This is a genomic window from Corallococcus sp. AB049A (assembly GCF_003668885.1).
Classification (GTDB): domain Bacteria; phylum Myxococcota; class Myxococcia; order Myxococcales; family Myxococcaceae; genus Corallococcus; species Corallococcus interemptor.
In genome coordinates, this window is sequence record NZ_RAWL01001408.1 from 1 (window position 1) to 394 (window position 394).

Consider the following 394-nt stretch of genomic DNA (forward strand, 5'->3'; position numbering starts at 1 on the left):
AAACATGCCAGTCTGTGCGGTCGCTTAAAGCTATAGGGCTGTGTTTGATGCTTCTGCTTGCCATCGGCGTTATTGGTGGCTTCAAAATCTGGCAGGACAAAAATAGGATAGTTTCTGAAGGAATGATACAGCCCAAAACGCGAGCAAATGAATATTCAATGGACAAAGAGAGACGCCTCAAAGACTCATTAGCTCGAAGCGAGAAGTCTAGTGGTCCTGATAGTCCGAATGTAGCTGCAAAACTCTTCGATCTAGTGGCATTCTATAAGGAAGAACACAATTATAAATTGGCAGAACCGCTCTTCAAACGCTTGTTGAGAATGAGAGAAAAAGCCTTCGGTCATGATTCCTTGCAGGTAGCAGACGTTCTAATTGATCTGGCACAAATCTATAG

Annotated in this window: 1 protein-coding gene; it reads left to right on the forward strand. The window is 43.4% G+C overall.

Annotated elements, in window-relative coordinates; translation table 11 throughout:
* Nucleotides 1–47: 47 nt before the first annotated feature.
* The coding region (locus tag D7X55_RS42365; RefSeq protein WP_147470557.1) for a tetratricopeptide repeat protein at nt 48–394 on the forward strand (347 nt) is incomplete at its 3' end.